At 30.2% G+C, this 19061-nt stretch carries 22 protein-coding genes; 17 read left to right on the top strand and 5 right to left on the bottom strand.

What is annotated here, in order from left to right; all coding sequences use genetic code 11:
• Window positions 1-16 precede the first annotated feature (16 nt).
• Window positions 17-787 (bottom strand): IclR family transcriptional regulator, encoded by a 771-nt coding sequence (locus CAMP5063_RS06895; protein WP_263659895.1) that lies wholly within the window; start codon window positions 785-787, stop codon window positions 17-19.
• A 238-nt stretch (window positions 788-1025) separates the two neighbouring features.
• Between CAMP5063_RS06895 and CAMP5063_RS06890 the strand changes: the two genes are divergently transcribed.
• From CAMP5063_RS06890 to fusA, 14 genes are all read left to right on the top strand, one after another.
• Window positions 1026-1934 (top strand): dihydrodipicolinate synthase family protein, encoded by a 909-nt coding sequence (locus CAMP5063_RS06890; RefSeq protein ID WP_337195060.1) that lies wholly within the window; start codon window positions 1026-1028, stop codon window positions 1932-1934.
• A complete protein-coding gene (locus tag CAMP5063_RS06885) occupies window positions 1931-2194 on the top strand; it encodes a UxaA family hydrolase (RefSeq protein ID WP_133319930.1) in 264 nt (87 codons plus the stop codon). Before CAMP5063_RS06890 ends, CAMP5063_RS06885 begins: the two co-directional genes overlap by 4 nt.
• Before the next feature lie 2 nt (window positions 2195-2196).
• Window positions 2197-3363 (top strand): UxaA family hydrolase, encoded by a 1167-nt coding sequence (locus CAMP5063_RS06880; RefSeq protein ID WP_337195059.1) that lies wholly within the window; start codon window positions 2197-2199, stop codon window positions 3361-3363.
• Window positions 3364-3384: 21 nt separating this feature from the next.
• On the top strand, window positions 3385-4176 hold the full coding sequence (locus CAMP5063_RS06875; RefSeq protein ID WP_133319928.1) for an SDR family oxidoreductase: 792 nt from the start codon (window positions 3385-3387) through the stop codon (window positions 4174-4176).
• 15 nt (window positions 4177-4191) lie between these two features.
• Entirely contained in the window at window positions 4192-5436 is a 1245-nt protein-coding gene (fucP, locus tag CAMP5063_RS06870) for an L-fucose:H+ symporter permease (protein ID WP_133319927.1), read from the top strand.
• A 2-nt stretch (window positions 5437-5438) separates the two neighbouring features.
• Window positions 5439-6233, top strand: a complete 795-nt coding sequence (locus CAMP5063_RS06865; RefSeq protein ID WP_263728937.1) for an amidohydrolase family protein — start codon at window positions 5439-5441, stop codon at window positions 6231-6233.
• On the top strand, window positions 6209-6526 hold the full coding sequence (locus tag CAMP5063_RS06860; RefSeq protein WP_133319925.1) for an L-rhamnose mutarotase: 318 nt from the start codon (window positions 6209-6211) through the stop codon (window positions 6524-6526). The genes CAMP5063_RS06865 and CAMP5063_RS06860 overlap by 25 nt, the downstream gene beginning before the upstream one ends.
• Window positions 6527-6539: 13 nt before the next feature.
• Window positions 6540-7979, top strand: a complete 1440-nt coding sequence (gene aldA, locus CAMP5063_RS06855) for an aldehyde dehydrogenase (RefSeq protein WP_263737777.1) — start codon at window positions 6540-6542, stop codon at window positions 7977-7979.
• 64 nt (window positions 7980-8043) lie between these two features.
• Window positions 8044-8190 (top strand): CatA-like O-acetyltransferase, encoded by a 147-nt coding sequence (locus CAMP5063_RS06850; RefSeq protein ID WP_263737776.1) that lies wholly within the window; start codon window positions 8044-8046, stop codon window positions 8188-8190.
• Window positions 8148-8459: a CatA-like O-acetyltransferase gene (locus CAMP5063_RS08540; RefSeq protein ID WP_412175252.1), complete on the top strand. Its 312-nt coding sequence runs from the start codon at window positions 8148-8150 to the stop codon at window positions 8457-8459. Before CAMP5063_RS06850 ends, CAMP5063_RS08540 begins: the two co-directional genes overlap by 43 nt.
• Window positions 8452-8646, top strand: a complete 195-nt coding sequence (locus tag CAMP5063_RS08535; RefSeq protein WP_412175251.1) for a CatA-like O-acetyltransferase — start codon at window positions 8452-8454, stop codon at window positions 8644-8646. The genes CAMP5063_RS08540 and CAMP5063_RS08535 overlap by 8 nt, the downstream gene beginning before the upstream one ends.
• Before the next feature lie 70 nt (window positions 8647-8716).
• Window positions 8717-9100 (top strand): 30S ribosomal protein S12, encoded by a 384-nt coding sequence (gene rpsL / locus CAMP5063_RS06845; protein WP_012661187.1) that lies wholly within the window; start codon window positions 8717-8719, stop codon window positions 9098-9100.
• 67 nt (window positions 9101-9167) lie between these two features.
• Window positions 9168-9638: a 30S ribosomal protein S7 gene (gene rpsG / locus CAMP5063_RS06840; RefSeq protein ID WP_012661188.1), complete on the top strand. Its 471-nt coding sequence runs from the start codon at window positions 9168-9170 to the stop codon at window positions 9636-9638.
• 12 nt (window positions 9639-9650) lie between these two features.
• The gene (fusA, locus tag CAMP5063_RS06835; protein ID WP_263737775.1) at window positions 9651-11726 is read left to right on the top strand and encodes an elongation factor G; all 2076 of its coding nucleotides are present in this window, start codon (window positions 9651-9653) and stop codon (window positions 11724-11726) included.
• Window positions 11727-11758: 32 nt separating this feature from the next.
• Here the strand turns inward: fusA and CAMP5063_RS06830 are convergent, their stop codons facing one another.
• The 4 genes from CAMP5063_RS06830 to putP form a co-directional block, all read right to left on the bottom strand.
• Window positions 11759-12241, bottom strand: coding sequence for a pyridoxamine 5'-phosphate oxidase family protein (locus tag CAMP5063_RS06830; RefSeq protein ID WP_263737774.1), 483 nt, complete (start codon window positions 12239-12241; stop codon window positions 11759-11761).
• A gap of 68 nt (window positions 12242-12309) precedes the next feature.
• The gene (locus CAMP5063_RS06825) at window positions 12310-13680 is read right to left on the bottom strand and encodes a hemolysin family protein (RefSeq protein WP_337195058.1); all 1371 of its coding nucleotides are present in this window, start codon (window positions 13678-13680) and stop codon (window positions 12310-12312) included.
• Window positions 13681-13767: 87 nt separating this feature from the next.
• Window positions 13768-14739: a putative transporter gene (locus tag CAMP5063_RS06820; RefSeq protein WP_263737772.1), complete on the bottom strand. Its 972-nt coding sequence runs from the start codon at window positions 14737-14739 to the stop codon at window positions 13768-13770.
• A gap of 1 nt (window position 14740) precedes the next feature.
• Entirely contained in the window at window positions 14741-16219 is a 1479-nt protein-coding gene (gene putP, locus CAMP5063_RS06815) for a sodium/proline symporter PutP (protein ID WP_337195057.1), read from the bottom strand.
• 134 nt (window positions 16220-16353) lie between these two features.
• Between putP and CAMP5063_RS06810 the strand changes: the two genes are divergently transcribed.
• The 3 genes from CAMP5063_RS06810 to CAMP5063_RS06800 are packed head-to-tail and all read left to right on the top strand — an operon-like array spanning window position 16354 to window position 19006.
• Complete coding sequence (locus CAMP5063_RS06810) at window positions 16354-17559, top strand: saccharopine dehydrogenase family protein (protein WP_337195056.1); 1206 nt, start codon at window positions 16354-16356, stop codon at window positions 17557-17559.
• A 33-nt stretch (window positions 17560-17592) separates the two neighbouring features.
• Window positions 17593-18264, top strand: a complete 672-nt coding sequence (gene modB, locus CAMP5063_RS06805) for a molybdate ABC transporter permease subunit (protein ID WP_263659884.1) — start codon at window positions 17593-17595, stop codon at window positions 18262-18264.
• A gap of 55 nt (window positions 18265-18319) precedes the next feature.
• Window positions 18320-19006, top strand: coding sequence for a class I SAM-dependent methyltransferase (locus CAMP5063_RS06800; protein ID WP_264284296.1), 687 nt, complete (start codon window positions 18320-18322; stop codon window positions 19004-19006).
• The last annotated feature ends 55 nt before the right edge of the window (window positions 19007-19061 follow it).

Genomic DNA, 19061 nt, shown 5'->3' with positions numbered 1-19061 from the left:
CCCTAATTAGGGATTTTTATTGATATATATTTTCTAATTCCGGGAAATATAATTTTAAATCTTGTTCTATTTTGTATTTTTCTTCTAGTAAAATTTTTTGATTTTTTTCTTTAAAATTTGCATTTGAGTAAAATATATGATATGAAATACTAATTGCAGCTATAATTTTTTCATCGTATTCAATTCCTATGGCCATACACTCAATTTCTGGGTTCATTTCCCCACTTTCTAATGCTATTTTGTTTTTTTTGATAGAAGATAATTCTTCGTAAAGCTCTTTTAGATTATTTAATGTATTTGGTGTTATTTTCTCAAAAGGATTTGGATAAATTTTTTCAAGCTCTTTATAGGTTTTCTTTTCTAGTAATGCTTTTCCTAAAGATGTAGCGTAAGCTGGATATGAAGCACCGACAAAAGACTTGATTTGTATTTGATTATCCGAATCAAGTTTTTCTAAATAAAATACATTTCCTTCTTTTAATATTCCCATTTGGCATGTTTGTCCTGTTAAGTTTCTGATGTTTTTCATATGTTTTTTAATTAATTCTAATGCGCTATTTTTTATTGAAATACAACGGCTAATTTCTAAAATTTTATAATCCAATGTGTAAAATTTATTTTTATCACATTTAATGTAATTTTTAGCTTGTAAAGTTTGAAGTATAGGAGAAAGTGTCCCTGGAGGGATATTTAAATCTTTTGCAATAGAGCTTAGTGTATTTTTTTGATTATTATTGCCCAATAATTCTAAAATTTTTAAAACTCTTAATGTTGGTTGATGTGTCATTTTACTCCTTTTTCAATAGATAAATTCTATCATATTTTTTACTTTTAGTAACATTTTTAATAATATAAAAAATATTTTCTATTAGCAGTTTTTGCTTTAGATGATTGATTATAACTACTTTTATAAGACTTTTGTATTGTTTTTTTATCATTTTGATGTTTTTAAAAATTTCTATTTTTAGCTATATTTTTTGTATATAAAAATATTTTTGTATATACAAAAAATGAAAGGAAAAAATATGGGAATATTAAAGGGAACTTTACCAGCCTTATTAACTCCATATGATATGAGTGGAAATATTAATGAAAACGAATTTATTAAATATTGCGAATTTGGTATCTCAAAAGGTTTAAATGGATTATTTTGTAATGGTAGTGCAGGAGATTCTCAAGCTTTAGGTATAGAAGAGCAAGTCAAAATAATGAAACTTACAAAAGAAGCTGCAAAAAATAATATCCCTGTTATTGCAGGTATTGCATCAACAGTTTATCAAAATACTTTTACTTTGGCACAAAAAGCATATGAATTAGGGCTTGATGCTTTATTACTTGCTATGCCTTATTATTATAAATTAAGTGAAGATGCACTTTTTGAATATATTAAAGATTTATCTTCTAAAGTGAAGCTTCCTTTGTATATTTATAACATCCCTCTTTTTGCACCAGCACTAAGTTTGAAATTTATAGAAAGAGTTTCAAAGCTTGATAATGTTGTGGGTATAAAAGATAGCAGTGGAGATGCTTTACTTTTAAATCATATATTAGATGTAGTGCCTGGTGATTTTGATGTTTTTGTAGGAAGAGAAGAATTTTATGCAGGAGCACTACTGATAGGGGCAAAGGGTTCTATGACTAGTATAGGTGGTGTTTTTCCAGAACTTATGAGTGAAATTTATAAATCAATCAATGAAAAAAATATAGATAGAGCTTTGCTGATTCAAAAAAGTTTATTAAAAGCTATAAGATTTGGTATGAGTATGGCTTTTCCTATGGGATTTGCTTTGCTTTTAAAAGCTAGAGGATTTGAATTTGCAAATACAAGCATCCATCCTTTATCACATGCTACAAAAGAAGAATTAAATACTCGTTTTAATGAAGCTAAAAAACTTGTTAAAACTATAGAAAAAGAAACGGGTATAAAATTATGAAAGCCTATATTATAGTCAATGAAAAAGATAATGTCGCTACTGCTTTGCGTGATTTTAAAAAAGGTGAAATCGTGGAAAATATAGAACTTTTAGATGATATTGCAAGTGGACATAAATTTGCACTAAAAGATATAAAAAAAGATGAAGTTGTCATCAAATATGCAGAAGCTATAGCTAGTGCAAGTTGTGATATTAATAAAGGTGAATGGGTGCATATTCACAATAGTGCAGGTATTAGAGGTCGTGGGGATAAGGAATAAATATGAAAAAGATAATGGGTTATAGAAGAGAAGATGGAAAATTTGGCTTGAGAAATAAAGTCATTATTATACCAAGCGTGCATTGTGCTAATAAGGTGTGCGAAAATATAGCCAGAAAATGCAATGGGGCAGTATATATTAATCATCAACATGGCTGTTCTCAACTCGAATTTGATGCTTTACAAACTAGAGATGTTTTAATAGGCCATGGGAGTAATGCTAATGTTTTTGGTGTTTTAATTGTAGGACTTGGTTGTGAGGTAATACAAGCGAAAATAGTAGCTGAAAAAATAAAAGAAGTGACACCTTATAAGATGGTTGAATATTTAGTAATACAAGAGTGTGGTGGTAGTAAAAATACCATAGAAAAGGGTGTTAAAATAGTAAATCAAATGCTTGAAAATGCTGCAAAATTGGAAAAAACAGATGGCGATTTTAGTGATTTGATTTTAGGCACAGAATGTGGTGGTAGCGATAGTTATAGCGGTCTTAGTGCCAATCCTGCTTTAGGAAGTTTAAGTGATTTTGTAATTGATGAAGGTGGCGCAGTAATTTTAGCAGAAACTACAGAGCTTATAGGGTGTGAAGCCATACTTGCTAAGAGAGCAAAAAATGATGAAGTAGCTAAAAAGGTATATGATAAGATTTTAGGCTATGAGAATTTAGTTAAATCTTTTCATGCTGATATACGCGGAGCAAATCCTAGTCCGGGAAATATTGCAGGTGGGCTTAGCACTATAGAAGAAAAGTCTTTAGGTTGTGTTTATAAAGCAGGTACTAGAACTTTAATGGATGTGATTGATTATGCTAAACCTGTAATTTCCAAAGGACTTACTTTTATGAATACGCCAGGTAATGATATAGAACAACTTAGCGCTATGGTGGCAGGTGGAGCAAATATTTGTGTTTTTACTACAGGTCGTGGTACTCCTACAGGTTCAGCTATTGTACCTACTATTAAAATGAGTTCTAATACTTTTTGTTATGAAAATATGAATGATGCTATTGATATTAATGCAGGAAGTATTATAGATGGGATTAAGACAAAAAAAGAAGTGCGTGATGAGCTTATAGATTTGATCATAAGAATTTCAAATGGAGAATTGGTAAAGGCAGAGTTAAATGAACAAAATGATTTTTCAGTTTGGAGACTTGCTACAACTTGCTAAATTAATAAAAAAGGATATATTATGGATTTAAAAATTAAAAACAAAATTTGTATCATCACAGGTGGTGCTAAAGGGATTGGTTATGGTATTGCTAAATTATGGGCTTTAGAAGGTGGGATTCCAATTATTTTTTCAAGAAGTGAAATTTCTAAAGAAAAAGATGATGAGCTAAAAGACATTTGTGGAAATTATGGATTTTATCAAATAGATTTAAAAAATACAGAACAAATTTCAACACTTGTTAAAAGTGTTGTTAATATATATGGTGGAATTTATGCTTTGGTTAATAATGCTGGAGCAAATGATAATTTACATATAGAAGATGCTACAACTGAAGAATTAATTAAATCTTATGAAAATAATCTTTTTCATTATTATACTATGACTAAAGAATGCTTACCATATATTAAAAAGCAACAAGGAAGTATATTAAATATCACAAGTAAAACCGGCTTAACAGGACAAGGTAGAACTTCAGCTTATGCTTCAGCAAAAGCTGCTCAAATAGGTTTTACAAGAGAATGGGCTTGCGCTTTTGCAAAAGATAATATTAGAGTTAATGCTATAGCACCGGCTGAAGTTATGACTCCTCTTTATGAAAAATGGTTGTCAAATTTTCCAAATCCAAAAGCTCAATATGAAAAAATAGCAAAATGCATACCATTAGGTCATCGTTTTACAACTATAGAAGAAATAGCAAACACAGCAGTTTTTACACTAAGCCCTCTTGCTTCACACACAACAGGACAAATTTTAACTCCTGATGGTGGATATATCCATTTAGATAGAGCTCTAAATTGGGATGAAATTTAATAACAAGGAGGATATATGTTAAATAACTCTAAAAATATAAAAATAGCAATTATTTTAGTAACTTCTCTTTTCTTTTTATGGGGAGTTAGTTATGGACTGATTGATGTGATGAATAAGAATTTTCAAAATCATTTACATATCACTCAACATGAAAGTGGATTTTTGCAACTCGCTTATTTTGGTGCTTATTTTATCATAGCATTACCTGCTGGATATATAGCAAATAAATACTCTTATAAAATTGGTATTATTTTTGGGTTAATCTTGTATGCAATAGGTTGTTTATTGATTATTCCAGCTACAAATTTAGCTAATTTTTACTTATTTTTATTTGCTTTTTTTATTTTAGCTTGCGGTATTGGTTCTTTGGAAACTAGTGCTAATCCTTATATGGTAAAACTTGGTGATGAGAAAAATGCTAGTTTTAGAATTAATGCTGCTCAAAGTTTTAATGGTTTGGGTCAATTTTTAGGACCTATCATAGGTGGAGCTTTGTTTTTATCTATTACAAAACAAGAAGAAGGTGCAAGTAAAGAACAAATAGAAGCTGCATTACTTGCTAATATGGGTAATGTCCAGTTAGTGTATGTTGGTATTGCGGCAATTGTTATTTTGATCTTGATTGCTTTTGCATTGAATAAAATTCCGGAAGGATCGGCAGTAAGTAGTGATTATGAACAAAAAGATACCTCAAAACCTATTGGAGTTTTTAAGCATAAACATTTTAATTTTGGATTGCTAGCACAATTTTTGTATATAGCAAATCAAGTTAGTGCAGGAGCTTTTTTTATAAATTATCTTAGTGAGCATAATGAAAATCTAAAAGATGAACAAGGGGCTTATTATTTTTCGATAGCTTTAATTGCTTTTATGTTAGGTCGTATTCTTTCTACGCCTTTGATGAAGAAAATTAAAGGTGAGACTATTTTAGGATGGTATTCTTTTATTAATGTGATTTTATGTGTATGCTTGTATTTTGCTAGCGGATTTATTAGTATAGTTATTTTAATTGCATTATTTTTCTTTATGTCCATTTCTTTTCCTACTATTTTTGCAGTTGCAACAAAAAATCTTCCTTTTAATCAAGTGAAATTAGGTGGTTCTTTACTTGTTATGAGTATAGTTGGTGGTGCTATTATGCCTATTATCATGGGTTTAATTAATGATTATTTTGGAACAAGCATGGGATATTTGGCTATGGCCCCATTATTTTTATATGTATCATGGTATGGTTTTTTTGGTTCTAAAATAAAGGCTTAAAAATGCAAAAAATTTTTGATTCTCATTTGCATCTTTGGGATTTAAGTAAAATGCCTATTTCGTGGATAAAAGGTAATAATAGATTGGAACAAAATTATGATTTTTTAAGGGTAAAAAATGAGTATAAAGAATTTGATTTTTTAGGTGCGATGTATGTTGAAACAAATAGTGATGATTTGGAAAAAGAAGCTTTATTTGCATTAAAGCAAAAACAAGAACATGGTCTTTTTGTTTGTTTAGCTGATTTAAAGTACAAAGAACACTTATGTGCTTTTAGAGAGGTAATGCATACTAGTAAAAAGGGTGCTAAGAGACTATTTGAAGCAGATTTTAAAGAAAAATTAGAACTTCTAAATGTTTTTAATATACCTTTTGAAGCTTGCATGAAAAACGAAGAGCTTTGGATATTGGAAAAGTTTTTATTTGATAATCCTAATTTAAAAGTAGTTTTAAATCATATGGGCAGTCCTAAAATTAACTATTTTGATGAATATAAAAAAATATTACATAAATTAAAAGATTTCCCAAATTTATGGATAAAAATTTCCGTACCAGATGATTTTACGATAAAAATTCATAGAGATTTTATATCTCAATGTTTTTCATTTTTAAAGAATGTTTTTAGTGAAGATAAATTTATATTTGGTAGTAATTATCCTGTGGCAAAAATAGCTCCAGCTAAATGGGCTAAATTTATCATAGAAGGAAATATTTTTAAAGATTTGGACAAGATATTTTATAAAAATGCTTTATCAATTTATAAGGAGGATAGGTGCAAAGATATGGTCAAATTATAAAAATTAAAAAGGAAAAAATACAAGAGTATAAAGATCTTCATGCAAAGCCTTATAAAGGTGTTTGTGAGATGATTAAAGAATGTAATATACAAAATTATTCTATTTATTTATTTGGAGAATATTTGTTTGCATATTTTGAATATACAGGTGTTGATTTTGATGCAGATATGGCTAAGATGGCAAAAGATAAAAATACACAACAATGGTGGAAAGTTACAGATCCCTGCCAAATATCTTTAGCTCATGCAGGACAAAAGTGGCTAAATATGGAAGAAGTATTTCATTTAGATTAAAAAAGGAGAAAAAATGACAACTTATTTAAATTATATTGATGGCGAATTTATCCCACACAATGGCGAATTTATAGAAGTTTTAAATCCCGCTACCAAAGAAGTAATATCAAGAGTAGCAAGTGCTTCTTTGGAAGATACACAAAGAGCAATTGAAGTAGCTAAAAAGGCACAAAAAAATTGGGAAGCTAAACCAGCGATTGAAAGAGCAAATCATTTAAGAGAAATAGCTAGTTTAATACGCAAAAATGCTAATTTTTTAACAGAAATTTTAATGCAAGAGCAAGGAAAAACTAGAGCTTTAGCTAGTGTAGAGATTAATTCTACGGCAGATTATATGGATTATACTGCTGAATGGGCTAGAAGGTATGAAGGCGAAATTATACAAAGTGATAGAGCTAATGAGCATATATATTTATATAAAAGTGCCATTGGTGTAATTGGTGGAATTTTACCTTGGAATTTTCCATTTTTTCTAATCGCAAGAAAGATGGCGCCTGCTTTACTAACAGGTAACACCATTGTTATAAAACCAAGCAGTGAAACTCCAAATAATGCTTTTGAATTTGCAAAGCTTGTCTCGCAAAGTTCTTTACCAAAAGGTGTATTTAATTTAGTTGCAGGTAAGGGTAGTGTGGTAGGACATGAATTATCAAGTAATGAAAACATAGGTATGGTAAGTCTTACAGGGAGTGTTGAAGCAGGAACTAGAGTGATGGAAGCTGCAGCTAAAAATATCATTAAGGTTTCTCTAGAACTTGGCGGGAAGGCACCGGCTATAGTGTGTAAAGATGCAGATATTGATTTAGCGGTAGAAGCGATTAAGGCAAGTAGAATTTGCAATAACGGACAAGTTTGCAATTGTGCCGAAAGAGCTTATGTGCATACAAGTGTTTATGATGAATTTGTAGATAAATTTGTAAAAGCCATGAGTAAAGTAAGTGTTGGAAACACTTTGAAAGGCGATTTTGATATGGGTCCGCTTGTCAATCAAGCAGGGGTTGATAATGCTTTAGCAATGCTTGAGAGAGCTACGAATAAAGGAGCAGTTGTAGAATGCGGTGGAAAAATCACCGATACAAGCGGATATTATTTTCCTGCAAGCGTTCTTACAAATGTTAAGCATGAAGATGAGATCATGCAAAAAGAAATTTTTGCTCCGATTTTACCAATTACTAAATTTGATACACTTGATGAGGCAATTGATATGGCAAATGATTGTGAATATGGACTGACAAGTTCTATTTATACGCAAAATTTAGATATAGCAATGAGAGCTAGTAGAGAAATAAAATTTGGTGAAACTTATATTAACCGTGAAAATTTTGAAGCAATGCAAGGATTTCATGCAGGTTTTAGAAAAAGTGGCATAGGTGGAGCTGATGGAAAACATGGTCTTGAAGAGTATTTAGCTACCCATGTGGTTTATTTACAATACAATACCAACAAACAATGATTTCAATCCTATCTATTTTTTTAGATAGGATTTGCTGTAATCTTTAAATTTAAAGGATAATAATTTGAAGATTATAGATTTAAAAACTTACTCAAGAAAAGAGCATTTTGAATTTTATACTAAATTTCCCTGCTCTTTTGAATTAAATGTTAAATTAGATATTAGTAAATTTTACTCTTTTGTTATTATGGTAGTTTTATCTATTTTTTAAGTAAAAATGTTAATTTAATACCTGAATTTAAATTATACTTAGAGGATGATAAATTAATTTGTTTTGATATTATCCATCCAAGTTATACCGCTTTTTGCGAAAAATCAAAGACTTTTTGTGTTTTATGGACTGAATTTAATGAAGATTTTCAAAACTTTTTACATAATTTCGAGCAAGATAAACAACTCATTAAAGAAAACACTATGTTTGTAAAAGAGAATATTAAAAATTCTTTTAATATTTCAGCAATCCCTTGGATAAATTTTTGAGAATTTCTCTTTACATTTACCTAAAAAAGAAAATTATTTTTTTCCTATTCTTACAAGTGGGAAAATTATCGAGGAAAAAAATCAATGTTTTATTCCACTAAGTATTAATGTAAATCACGCAAGCACCGATGCTTATCATGTGAGTTTGTTTTTAGAAAATTTGCAAAAAGATTTAAATTGTTTTTAGTTTATATTTTTGTAAGTAAAATTTAGATATTATCCAAAGTTTATTACATTTTTTAAAGAAAGGAATTATTGTGCCTACCATAAATCAATTGGTTAGAAAAGAGCGCAAAAAAGTTTTAGAGAAATCTAAATCTCCAGCGCTTAAAAATTGTCCACAAAGAAGGGGAGTTTGCACTAGGGTTTATACAACAACCCCTAAAAAACCAAACTCAGCATTAAGAAAAGTTGCCAAAGTAAGACTTACAAGTGGCTTTGAAGTTATTAGTTATATCGGTGGTGAAGGTCATAACCTACAAGAACACAGCATTGTTTTAGTGCGTGGTGGTAGGGTAAAAGACTTACCAGGTGTTAAGTATCACATTGTTCGCGGTGCCTTAGATACTGCAGGTGTTGCAAAAAGAACCGTTTCTCGTTCTAAATATGGTGCGAAACGCCCTAAAGCAGCAGCTAAGTAATAAAATTGCAGACAAATCCGTTAGATTTGATTTTGTTTGAGTAAAATTATAAATTTGAAGGAAAATTATGAGAAGAAGAAAAGCTCCGGTAAGAGAAGTCTTGCCAGATCCGATTTATGGAAACAAAGTAATCACAAAATTCATTAATTCTTTAATGTATGATGGTAAAAAAAGCACAGCTACGACTATTATGTATGGTGCTTTAGAAGCTATCGATAAAAAAGGTGGAGAAAAAAAAGGTATAGAAATTTTTAATGATGCTATTGAAAATATTAAGCCTTTATTAGAAGTTAAATCTCGTCGTGTTGGTGGTGCTACTTATCAAGTGCCAGTAGAAGTACGCCCAGCTAGACAACAAGCTTTAGCTATAAGATGGATTATTTCTTTTGCTAGAAAAAGAAGCGAAAGAACTATGATAGAAAAATTAGCAGCAGAATTATTAGATGCAGCTAATAGCAAAGGTGCTTCATTCAAGAAGAAAGAAGATACTTATAAAATGGCAGAAGCTAATAAAGCATTTGCTCATTATCGCTGGTAAGAGGAGTAAAATATGTCAAGAAGTACTCCTTTAAAAAGAGTTAGAAATATAGGTATCGCAGCTCATATTGATGCAGGTAAAACAACTACTAGTGAGAGAATTCTTTTCTTTACAGGTATGAGCCATAAAATTGGTGAGGTGCATGATGGTGCAGCTACAATGGACTGGATGGAGCAAGAAAAAGAAAGAGGTATCACAATTACTTCTGCTGCTACAACTTGTTTTTGGAAAAACCATCAAATTAACCTTATAGACACTCCAGGCCACGTTGACTTTACAATCGAAGTTGAAAGATCAATGCGTGTTTTAGATGGCGCAGTTGCGGTGTTTTGTTCAGTAGGTGGAGTTCAACCACAATCAGAAACTGTATGGAGACAAGCTAATAAATACGGTGTTCCAAGAATTGTTTTTGTAAATAAAATGGACAGAATTGGTGCAAATTTCTTTAATGTTGAAGAACAAATCAAAAATCGTTTGAAAGGCAACCCAGTTCCACTTCAAATTCCAATCGGTGCTGAAGATAATTTCAAAGGTGTAATTGATCTTATTACCATGAAAGCTTTGGTATGGGAAGATGAAAATAAACCAACTGATTATGTAGAAAAAGAAATTCCAGCTGAACTTAAAGAAAAGGCTGAAGAATATCGCACAAAAATGATAGAAGCAGTTTCTGAAACAAGCGATGAATTAATGGAAAAATACCTAGGTGGTGAAGAGCTTACTCAAGAAGAAATTAAAGCAGGTATTAAAGCAGGATGTTTAAGTCTTTCTATGGTTCCTATGCTTTGTGGTACAGCTTTTAAAAATAAAGGTGTTCAGCCATTACTTGATGCTGTTGTTGCTTATTTACCAGCTCCTGATGAAGTTGCTAATATTAAAGGTGAATATGAAGACGGTGCAGAAGTTTCTGTAAAATCAACTGATGATGGTGAGTTTGCAGGCCTAGCATTTAAAATTATGACTGATCCTTTTGTTGGACAATTAACTTTCGTTCGTGTGTATAGAGGAAGTTTAGAAAGTGGTTCTTATGCATACAACTCAACAAAAGATAAAAAAGAAAGAATCGGTCGTCTTTTGAAAATGCACTCTAATAAAAGAGAAGAAATTAAAACTTTATATGCAGGAGAAATCGGAGCGGTTGTTGGACTTAAAGACACACTAACCGGTGATACTTTAGCAAGTGAAAAAGATAAGGTTATTTTAGAGAGAATGGATTTTCCAGATCCTGTTATTTCAGTTGCTGTTGAGCCTAAAACAAAAGCAGATCAAGAAAAAATGTCTATTGCTTTAAATAAATTAGCTCAAGAAGATCCAAGCTTTAGAGTTTCAACAGATGAAGAAAGTGGTCAAACTATCATTTCAGGTATGGGCGAGCTTCACTTAGAAATTATCGTTGATAGAATGCTTCGTGAATTTAAAGTTGAAGCAGAAGTTGGTCAACCTCAAGTTGCTTACCGTGAAACTATTAGAAAAACAGTTGAGCAAGAATACAAATACGCTAAACAATCAGGTGGTCGTGGACAATATGGTCATGTATTCTTAAGACTTGAGCCACTTGAACCAGGTAGTGGATATGAATTTGTAAATGATATCAAAGGTGGGGTAATTCCAAAAGAATATATTCCAGCAGTTGATAAAGGTGTTCAAGAGGCATTACAAAATGGTGTTTTAGCGGGATATCCTGTTGAAGATGTTAAAGTAACTGTTTATGATGGAAGTTACCATGAAGTGGATTCTTCTGAAATGGCATTTAAACTTGCAGCTTCTATGGGCTTTAAAGAAGGTGCTAGAAAAGCAGGTGCAGTAATCTTAGAACCTATGATGAAAGTTGAAGTTGAAACTCCAGAAGAATACATGGGTGATGTTATTGGTGATTTAAATAAACGCCGTGGTCAAGTAAATTCAATGGATGAAAGAGGTGGTAATAAAATTATTACAGCATTTTGTCCTTTGGCTGAGATGTTCGGCTACTCAACCGATCTTAGAAGTCAAACTCAAGGCCGTGCTACTTATTCTATGGAATTTGATCACTATGATGAAGTTCCAAAAAATGTTTCTGAAGAAATTATCAAAAAAAGAAATGGTTAATCTATCAAGATGGGCAAAAAGCTCATCTTGAATTATTTATGTCCTTTTGAATTAATTAAATTAATTGTTCCTTCATTAATTTCATATGCTTTTCCAAAATCTTTAACATATCTTCCATTTTTCAGTATAAGTTGAAATAAATGAAAATCTTGCATATTTTTAATGACTTGGATTATTTCTTTATTGTTTTCATTTTCATAAGTATTTAATACTTGTTCAAATAGCTGATTATCTCTTGTTATTTCTACACTCTCTACTCTAAATTTAAGCCTTTTTCTTGCAAAGATTGATATGCAATCTTTTTCATCTTCTATAAACATAATTTCTATGTTTTGATTATTGTATTTTACTCCTTCAAAGTGTTCGGCAATTTCACTAATATAAATATAAAAGTCATTTTTGTTTTTTATAATAGGAGTATATGAACATATGGTTTGATTATTTAAATTTAAGGACGATATCATAATGCTTTTGCATTCTTGTATAAATTGATTAATTTCATCATGTAGTTGCATAAAAATTTTCCTTGTAAGTTAAAATGAATAAGATTTGAGTGTTATAGAAAAGTAAAAAGAAGAGTTTGCTACTCTTCTTCATTAGTATTTTTGCGTACAACTTTAATGCGTTCTATGCTATTTCCATCCATCTTTTTGACTTCGTAGTAGCAAAATTCATCTTCTATTCTATCTCCAACCACCGGTAAGCGTCCTAAAAGATTGAAAACATATCCACCTATAGTGACTTGTTCTAATTCTTCATTAAAGCGTATATCAAGCATTTCTTCTACTTCGCTAATTTCATATCTTCCTTGAAATTCATAGATATTTTCTGCAAGCTTTTTAAAATGTGGACTAGAATCATCATGCTCATCGTTAATATCACCAACAATTTCTTCCATAATATCTTCCATAGTTAAAAGACCAGCAGTTCCGCCATATTCATCTACTACTAATGCTGTATGTACTTGTTCTTTATTCATCATGAAAAGAACTTTAGATATGCTGATATTTTCTGGAACTAGGATCATTTTGATTAGAAAATCATCTAAATTTTTCTTATCTTTGCTAAGTTCATTTTGCATAATGTCTCTAATATGCACCATACCTAAAATGATATCTTTAGAACCATCTATGTATGGAAAGCGTGTATGTTTATACTGACAAACTATTTGCATATTTTCTTCATAGCTTTTTTGTTTATTAAGACAAATCATATCTTTTCTAGGTGTCATGATTTCTTTTGCTACTGTATCTGAAAAATCGACAGCATTGCGTATGATTTCAGTTTCAAATTCATCCAAAACCCCACCTTTTTGGCTTTCACTCGCAATAAATTTAATCTCTTCTTCAGAGTGACTTAATTCGTGTTCTTTGGCAGGTTTTATACCTATAATTTTTAAAGAAACTGCAGCTAAAAAGTCAAATGTTTTAATGAAAGGTAAGAAAAGTAACCAAAATAAATGCAATGGTCTTGCAACCCATAAAACAGCTCTATCTGCAATGGTTATAGCAATGCTTTTTGGGACCAACTCGCCTAGCACAACATGCAATAATGTGATAATAGCAAAAGCAATAATAAATGCTATGGTATGGATTAATGCTGGAGCTAAACCTAAATTTGCTAGAGGAACTTCAAGAATTTTAGCAATAGCAGGTTCGCCTATCCAACCAAGAGCAAGAGAGCTTAGCGTAATACCAAGTTGGCAAGCACTTAAATAAGTATCTAGTTTTGAAGTGACTTCCAAAGCTTTTTTTGCATTGCGTTTTTTCTCTTTTACCATTTCTTCAAGTTTTGATCTACGCACTTTAACAATAGCAAATTCAGATAAAACAAAAAATCCATTTAAAAGCACTAAAGCTAATGCAACAAGAATCATAAAAGTAGAATAGCCTATATCAATAGAGGCAACAGTAGGTAGTGTTTGATTTAAGTCTAAAGATTGACTGGGGTCCAAAAAAACTCCTTTAATAAAATTTCGCAAAATTATATCAAATCAAAACTATAAAATTAGCTTAAAAATAATGATATATTTTAAATTAATTTAATGTTTTCTATATTCTATATTTTTTTCAAATTCATCTAAACGCTTGTAAATACTACGAAGCTGTGTGATAGTTGTCCAGTTGGTAATAAAAATGCTAAATGAAGATCTAACCTGGTCAAAAGCATTACCAACTTGTATGATAATTCCAAGTTGTATAAGTCCTAAAAATAAACTTGGAGCCATGATTAAAAAGGGTACTATAACCATGATTTGCTCAAATAAATAAAGCCATATATTAAAATACCCATAATGTAAAAATAATCTTTTATAATTGATTTTAAGCCCGGTAAATAAACTTAAAATACTTTCATCGCTTGCATAATTTTTTCTATCATCTTCAGCAAAAACAAGTTCTTTTCTAAAAGCAGCTTCGGCTTTTTGATTGTTATATTCTAGTCCAGGTAGTTTTATACCTACAAACCATGATATAACTAAACCTCCTAAAGAAACCAAAAATGCAATCCATACTAAAGAGCCATTAATATCTTTTAAGATAGGTAAATTAATATGTGCACTTAACATCCATAAAATTGGCACAAAAGCAACTAAAGTCATAATTGCTTTGACAAAAGCCAACCCTAAACTTTCTATGATTTTTGAAAAATTATAGATATCTTCTTGAATTCTTTGTGAACTACCTTCTATGTTATCATCTTTTTTTTGCCAAAATTTAATATAATCAAAAGTCATAGCCTCGCGCCATTTAAAAGCATATATGCTTCCAAAATATTGCGTGATAGTGGCGATTAATACATAAGGCAGTGCTAAATATAAAAATTGTTTAATAAAATAATAAAAATCATTTATGCTATGATTTTTTGCATCTTGTAAAACATCGTAAAATTCTTTATACCATTCATTTATTGCAACATTAATGGAAGTTTGAGCAAGTAAAGAAGCTAGTAAAAAAAACAAACCCAAATAAGCCCATAAAGCCCATTTTTTAGAATAAAAAAAAGATTTAAACATTTTAAATTTCTTTCAGCATTTTTTCATAATGTTTTATTGTGTGTTTTTTTGCTTTAAATATTATACTAAAAATCATAATAAAACAACTTGCGACTAAAAATCCAGGAATGATTTCATAAATTTCTATAAAATTTGAACCAAAATGCTTATAAAATACAACAGTTAAAGCCCCACTAACCATTCCAGCTATTGCACCTTCTTTGCTCATATTTTTATAAAATAAAGAAAATAAAATAACGCTTCCAAAACTAGCTCCAAAACCTGCCCAAGCATAAGAGACTATGCTTAAAATTTGACTTTGAGCATCAAGTGAAAGTGTAAAAGCTACACACGCTACAATCAAAACACCTAAGCGTGACAACAAAGTAATATTTTTATCATTTGTTTTTCTTTTTAAGATTTGTGTATAAAAATCTTGCACCAAGCTAGAAGCGCATACTAGCAATTGAGAACTTGCAGTACTCATAATGGCTGCTAAAATTGCACTGAGTAAAATTCCAGCCACCCAAGGGTTAAAAAGCACTTGAGACATTACAATAAATATTCTTTCAGGATCATTTAAAGTAAGATCAAATTTAGCTATATAAGCAATACCTAAAAATCCTATCATAGCAGCACCAAATAGAGAAATTACCATCCAAGTTATGCCTATAAAAGTCGCAGTAGGAATTTCTTTTACATTTTTTATAGAAATAAAGCGAATTAAAATATGAGGTTGGCCAAAATATCCAAGTCCCCAGGCTAAGGTTGATGCTACCACTAGCCAACCACCACCATCTAAACCAAAAGCTTGAGGTTTTACATCATTTATAGTAGAAAAAGCTTCGCCAAAGCCGCCAAGTTCAAAAATCATCACAAAAGGAATGATGATTAATGAACTCATCATTAAAAGTCCTTGTATCATATCAGTCCAGCATACGGCTTTATAGCCACCTAAAAAAGTATATAAAACAATAACTAAAAATCCAATACTTAATGCAAAAATATAAGGCAAATTAAATACACTTTCAAAAAGTTTAGCACCACTTACTAATCCAGCACTAATGTAAATAGTAAAAAATACTAAAATAACTACCGCACAAATACTTCTTAAAATATGTCTATCATCATGAAAGCGACTTTCAAAAAAATCAGGAATTGTAATACATTCTTTGGCTATTTGAGAAAAAATCTTTAATCTTTTAGCAACAAAGGTCCAGTTTAAGAACATACCAAAGCTTAAACCTATGGCTATATAAATTTGTCCCAATCCAGCTGCGTATAAAGCACCGGGAAAAGCCATTAAAAGCCAACTGCTCATATCAGAAGCACCTGCACTTAAGGCAGATATTACAGGTCCCATTGATGCATTTCCAACAAAATAATCTTTACTATTTTGATTTTTTTTGTAAAAATAAAAACCTATAAAAAGCATTAAAAATGCATAGGTAATAAAAGTAATAATAATAGGATAAGAAAATTCCACACTTTGTAAATTCATAAGTGTCCTTAAAAAATTTAAAAAATCATCATTTTACTTGTTTTATTTTAAAAAAACATTATAAAAATTATTTTTTATTTCAATGCTTTATAAAGTTTTTTTGTTACAATTTTCAAAAAAATTAAGGATAGTTAATGAAAAATCTTTTAATTATAGGTGCAGGTGGTGTAAGTCGCGTTGCAACTGTAAAATGTGCAATGAATAGTGATGTTTTTAGTAAAATAACTCTAGCAAGTAGAACTAAAAGTAAATGTGATGAAATAGCAGCTTTTATAAAAGAGCGTTTAGGTATAGAAATTCAAACTGAGCAAATAGATGCAGATGACACATCTGCTGTTGTAGAGCTTATCAAAAAAACAGGAGCTGAAATTTTATTAAATGTGGCTTTGCCTTATCAAGATCTTGCTTTAATGGATGCGTGTATTCAAACTAATATTCACTATGTAGATACTGCAAATTATGAACATCCTGATTTAGCTAAATTTGAATATAAAGAACAATGGTTAAGAAATGATAAGTTTAAACAAGCAGGAATTTTAGGACTTTTAGGAAGCGGTTTTGATCCAGGTGTTACTAATGTATTTTGTGCTTATGCGCAACAAAATTTATTTGATGAAATTCATTATATTGATATACTAGATTGTAATGCAGGTGATCATGGATATGCCTTTGCAACTAATTTTAACCCTGAGATAAATTTAAGAGAAGTATCTGCTAAGGGTCGTTATTGGGAAAATGGAAAATGGATAGAAACTGAACCTATGGAAATAAAAATGGAGTGGGATTATCCTGAAGTAGGAGTAAAGGATAGTTATTTGCTTTATCATGAGGAGCTTGAAAGTTTAGTAAAAAATATCAAAGGTCTAAAAAGAATAAGATTTTTTATGACTTTTGGACAAAGTTATTTAACTCATATGAAATGTCTTGAAAATGTTGGTATGCTAGGTATTAAACCTGTTATGCATCAAGGTAGAGAGATAATACCAATAGAATTTTTAAAAACTTTACTTCCTGATCCTGCTAGTTTGGGCCCTCGTACTAAAGGTTACACTAATATAGGTTGTGTGATTCGTGGTGTAAAAGATGGAAAAGATAGACAAGTTTATATTTACAATGTTTGTAATCACGAAGAATGCTTTAAAGAAACTGGAGCGCAAGCTGTGAGCTATACTACAGGTGTCCCTGCTATGATAGGAACAAAGCTAATCGCTAAAGGAATTTGGCAAGGAAAAGGTGTGTTTAACATGGAAGAATTTGACGCCAAACCTTTCATGGATGAGTTAAATACCCAAGGGCTTCCTTGGAAAATTATAGAAATGGAGCCAAATTTAGGAAAATAATCTCAAGTTTTTTTGACTTGAGAAAGTTTTATAATGACGCAATTATTATTAAGTATAGATTGGACGCCTTTTTTAGTTTCCATAAAACTTTCTATTATTACTTGTATAATTTTGTTTTGTTTTTGCATACCTCTTGCTTGGGTTTTTACTTTTAAGCAATTTAGAGCAAAAAAAATTCTAGAAACTATAATAACCTTACCTTTAGTTTTACCACCGTCTGTTGTTGGTTTTTACTTGTTGATTTTATTTTCAAAATATTCTTTTTTTGGAGAATTTTTAGAAAAATATTTTAATATCACTTTAGCTTTTACTTTTGAAGGCTTGGTAATAGCAAGTTGCATTTACTCTTTACCTTTTATGTTTAATCCTTTATATAATGCAATGTCTTTAATTTCTAAAAATATTATAGAAGCAAGTTTTTCTTTGGGAAAAAATTCTTTCATCACACTTTTTAAAGTAATCTTACCAAGTATCAAACCGGCTATACTCAGCGCTTTAGTAATAAGTTTTGCACATACTATGGGCGAGTTTGGTATAGTATTAATGATAGGTGGTTCTTTAAGCGGGGAAACAAAAGTAGCTAGTATTGCTATATATGAAAGTATGGAAAATTTAGATTTTGCCACAGCTCATATTTATAGTCTCATACTTTTAATTTTTAGTTTTGTTGTTTTGTTAAGTGTAAATTTGTTAAAAAATAAATAACAAAGACTTATTTTATTGTATAATCAATTTATATCTTAAATTTAAAGGAGAAATGATGGATAATTCACTATCAGGATATACTAAAAAATATGACAATGAAGGATATGGCTTACAATATCCAGATGGACATGTTATAAGATTTTATGAGAGAATCTTAAAATACAAATTAAACAAAACAAGTGGAAATTTACTTGATTTTGGTTGTGGAAATGGAGTTCATTCTAAGTATTTTCAAGATGTAACGGGGGGGGGTATTAATGCTTATGGTATAGATATTGTTCCTAGCTTAAAAAATACTTGGAAAAAAGATCCTAGGATAAATGAAAATAATTTTCATGTTATTACACCAAATTCTAGTTTTAAAAATTTATTTGATGTAAAAATGGATTTTATTTTTGCAAATCAAAGTTTATATTATCTACCAAACAAAGACTTTCAAAAAACTATTGAAGAATTTTATGATTTATGTAATGATGGAGCAATAATTTTCGCGACAATGATTAGCTCTAAAGCTTATCAAGAATTTGTTGCAGGAGATGTTAAAGATAATGGTTTAGTGGAAGTAAAATCTAGTCCAAGATTAAATGGCGAATCTACTTATATAAATTTTACAAATACGATTGAAGAATTAAAAGAAAAATTTAAACCTTTTAAACCATTATTTTGGGGAGATTATGAATTAATAAATTTATATAATTTTGAAGGAAGTATACAGCATTTTATTTATATAGGGGAAAAATAATTTTATATGATAAAGACTTTATCAAGTCTTTATCATCACTTTCCATCCCTTCTTT

It is taken from the genome of Campylobacter sp. RM5063, from assembly GCF_024723655.1.
In the GTDB taxonomy this organism is placed as follows: Bacteria; Campylobacterota; Campylobacteria; order Campylobacterales; family Campylobacteraceae; genus Campylobacter_D; species Campylobacter_D lari_D.
The sequence above is the reverse complement of the archived record's forward strand: the minus strand, read 5'-3'. Positions and strand labels throughout refer to the sequence as shown.

Bases quoted from the DNA above. Each gene is read 5' to 3' on its own strand.
- CAMP5063_RS06895 (WP_263659895.1), bottom strand. From the start codon at position 787: ATGACACATCAACCAACATTAAGAGTTTTAAAAATTTTAGAATTATTG.
- CAMP5063_RS06890 (WP_337195060.1), top strand. From the start codon at position 1,026: ATGGGAATATTAAAGGGAACTTTACCAGCCTTATTAACTCCATATGAT.
- CAMP5063_RS06885 (WP_133319930.1), top strand. From the start codon at position 1,931: ATGAAAGCCTATATTATAGTCAATGAAAAAGATAATGTCGCTACTGCT.
- CAMP5063_RS06880 (WP_337195059.1), top strand. From the start codon at position 2,197: ATGAAAAAGATAATGGGTTATAGAAGAGAAGATGGAAAATTTGGCTTG.
- CAMP5063_RS06875 (WP_133319928.1), top strand. From the start codon at position 3,385: ATGGATTTAAAAATTAAAAACAAAATTTGTATCATCACAGGTGGTGCT.
- fucP (WP_133319927.1), top strand. From the start codon at position 4,192: ATGTTAAATAACTCTAAAAATATAAAAATAGCAATTATTTTAGTAACT.
- CAMP5063_RS06865 (WP_263728937.1), top strand. From the start codon at position 5,439: ATGCAAAAAATTTTTGATTCTCATTTGCATCTTTGGGATTTAAGTAAA.
- aldA (WP_263737777.1), top strand. From the start codon at position 6,540: ATGACAACTTATTTAAATTATATTGATGGCGAATTTATCCCACACAAT.
- rpsG (WP_012661188.1), top strand. From the start codon at position 9,168: ATGAGAAGAAGAAAAGCTCCGGTAAGAGAAGTCTTGCCAGATCCGATT.
- fusA (WP_263737775.1), top strand. From the start codon at position 9,651: ATGTCAAGAAGTACTCCTTTAAAAAGAGTTAGAAATATAGGTATCGCA.
- CAMP5063_RS06830 (WP_263737774.1), bottom strand. From the start codon at position 12,241: ATGCAACTACATGATGAAATTAATCAATTTATACAAGAATGCAAAAGC.
- CAMP5063_RS06820 (WP_263737772.1), bottom strand. From the start codon at position 14,739: ATGTTTAAATCTTTTTTTTATTCTAAAAAATGGGCTTTATGGGCTTAT.
- putP (WP_337195057.1), bottom strand. From the start codon at position 16,219: ATGAATTTACAAAGTGTGGAATTTTCTTATCCTATTATTATTACTTTT.
- CAMP5063_RS06810 (WP_337195056.1), top strand. From the start codon at position 16,354: ATGAAAAATCTTTTAATTATAGGTGCAGGTGGTGTAAGTCGCGTTGCA.
- modB (WP_263659884.1), top strand. From the start codon at position 17,593: ATGACGCAATTATTATTAAGTATAGATTGGACGCCTTTTTTAGTTTCC.
- CAMP5063_RS06800 (WP_264284296.1), top strand. From the start codon at position 18,320: ATGGATAATTCACTATCAGGATATACTAAAAAATATGACAATGAAGGA.